The organism is Collinsella sp. HCP28S3_G2 (assembly GCF_052065125.1).
Lineage (GTDB): Bacteria > Actinomycetota > Coriobacteriia > Coriobacteriales > Coriobacteriaceae > Collinsella.
Genome location: NZ_JBQHUO010000030.1, coordinates 1 through 1,924 on the forward strand (window position 1 = coordinate 1; position 1,924 = coordinate 1,924).

2 protein-coding genes are annotated in these 1,924 nt (G+C 56.5%); both read left to right on the top strand.

Annotated features, from left to right (window positions below):
- Window positions 1-163 precede the first annotated feature (163 nt).
- Window positions 164-1,054: a DMT family transporter gene (locus tag ACTNB2_RS08760; protein WP_427719853.1), complete on the top strand. Its 891-nt coding sequence runs from the start codon at window positions 164-166 to the stop codon at window positions 1,052-1,054.
- 225 nt (window positions 1,055-1,279) lie between these two features.
- Window positions 1,280-1,924, top strand: a 645-nt coding sequence (locus ACTNB2_RS08765; RefSeq protein ID WP_441044933.1) for a PTS mannose/fructose/sorbose/N-acetylgalactosamine transporter subunit IIC, incomplete at its 3' end; no start/stop codon positions are given.

Sequence of the window (1,924 nt, forward strand, 5' to 3'; positions counted from 1 at the left end):
CTCGAAGAGCCCGATCGCCGCCTTCCTGGCCACGATGTCGTGTTTCACTCTCAAGTCGACACGCATAAAAAGCCTCCCATTTCTCGTGTCCAAGAAATGGGAGGCAGTTCAGACCCATTGCGGTCGCCGTTTTTTATTACCGAAAGCTAGCTGGAGGTGCTTCGTGATTCGATCTGACAATCCACCCGATAATGGCGTGAGCGGGGCGATGTATCTATTTGGCACGGCGCTCTTGTGGAGTTTTATCGGCATCCTCGTTCGCGCCAATTCGCAGTCAGCTCTTTTGATCGGTGCCGTTACGGCAATATTTATGGCGCTCTTTATCCTGCTCGTCGGCAGGCCCGTCTTTCGCGTCAGCCGTCTTATTGTCCTTGTGGCCGTCTGCAACTTCGTGACGGGCACCACGTTTAACTTTGCCAACCAGCTCACGACGGTCGGCAACGCGATCGTTCTGCAGTACACCTCGATGATTTTCGTTATCGTGTATCAATCGCTCGCAACTCGCACGTTGCCCTCGCCTGCGAAGATTGCCTCCGTGGTGGTTGCTTTTACGGGTATGGGACTTTTCTTTTTAGGTGATTTGAGTGCCGAGGGCATGCTCGGAAATCTGCTTGCCGTCATTTCGGGCGCCACCTTTGGGCTGTGTTTCTTTTTAAACTCTCGCCCCGATGCGTCGCCTATGGTGTCCTCGCTCATCTCCTGCGGCATCTCGATACTTCCGATCGTCTATTTTGCCGGCGACCTAGGCTCCGTGAAACCCTTTGAGTGGGGGCTTATGCTGGTGCATGGCCTTTTTTGCAGCGGCCTTGCGAGTGTGCTGTATGCCAAGGGGATTGCGCGCACCAACGCGTTTGCGGCCAACTTGGTTTGCATGAGTGAGGTCGTGCTCGCTCCCTGCTGGTCGGCGCTCCTCTTTGGCGAGGTCTTTCGCTGGAACGAGTTTTTGGGCGCAGCGATTATCGTTTTGGTGATTATGGCCAACTTGGCATCCGATGCCTTTGGCGATGGCTTTCTGGTGACGCTTGTCCTCCATCGAAACAAAGAGCGCGCCTGACGGGATACGTCTGCCGTTTACGGTAAAAAACACTCCGCTGAGCGAGTGGTATTAAATAGTAAGAACCTGCATAGCTATAATTGGTATCAAATCATTTGTGCCTGGCATGGGTGTTAGCAGCACACCAGGTACGCTTCGAGCCGTGGAATCGAACTCCCGGAATTGATATCAACAACGCGCGCGACGGGAGTGACGACGGTTCGAGATTCCTTATTGGGAGGAATTATGCTTGTCCAAGCAATACTCGTCGGCTTAGTCGGGGCGTTTGGATGCCTCGACTACCAGCTCGGCACCCTCTACGCGTTCCGCCCCATCGTCCTGTGCCCGCTCGTGGGCCTGGTGCTGGGGGACCTGCAGACTGGCCTTGCCGTTGGCGCCAGCCTGGAGTTGCTGTTCATGGGCTCGATCTCCATCGGCGCCTACGTGCCGCCTAACGAAACCGTCGGCGGCGTGCTCGCCTGCGCGTTTGCCATTCAGCTCGGTCAGGGTACCGAGACGGCCATCGCGCTCGCCATGCCCATCGCCGTCCTTGCACTGACGATCGGCAACATTACCAATGCCTTGTTCCCTGTGTTTGTCGATATGGCAGACAAGTTCGCCCTCAAGGGAAACCTCAAAGGCATCTACGCCGTTCATTGGGGAATTGGAATCTGGGGCTGCGTCGAGTACTTCCTGCTGTGCGGCGGCGCCTTCTATTTGGGTTCCGACGCCATCCAGGGCCTGCTCGACTTCATCCCGCCCTTCATCATCGACGGTTGCGGCGTTGCCGCCAACATCCTGCCTGCCATGGGCTTCGCCATGCTCGGCCGCCTGGTGCTCACCAAGCAGCTCGTGCCCTTCTACTTCCTGGGCTTCCTGCTGTGCTCCTAC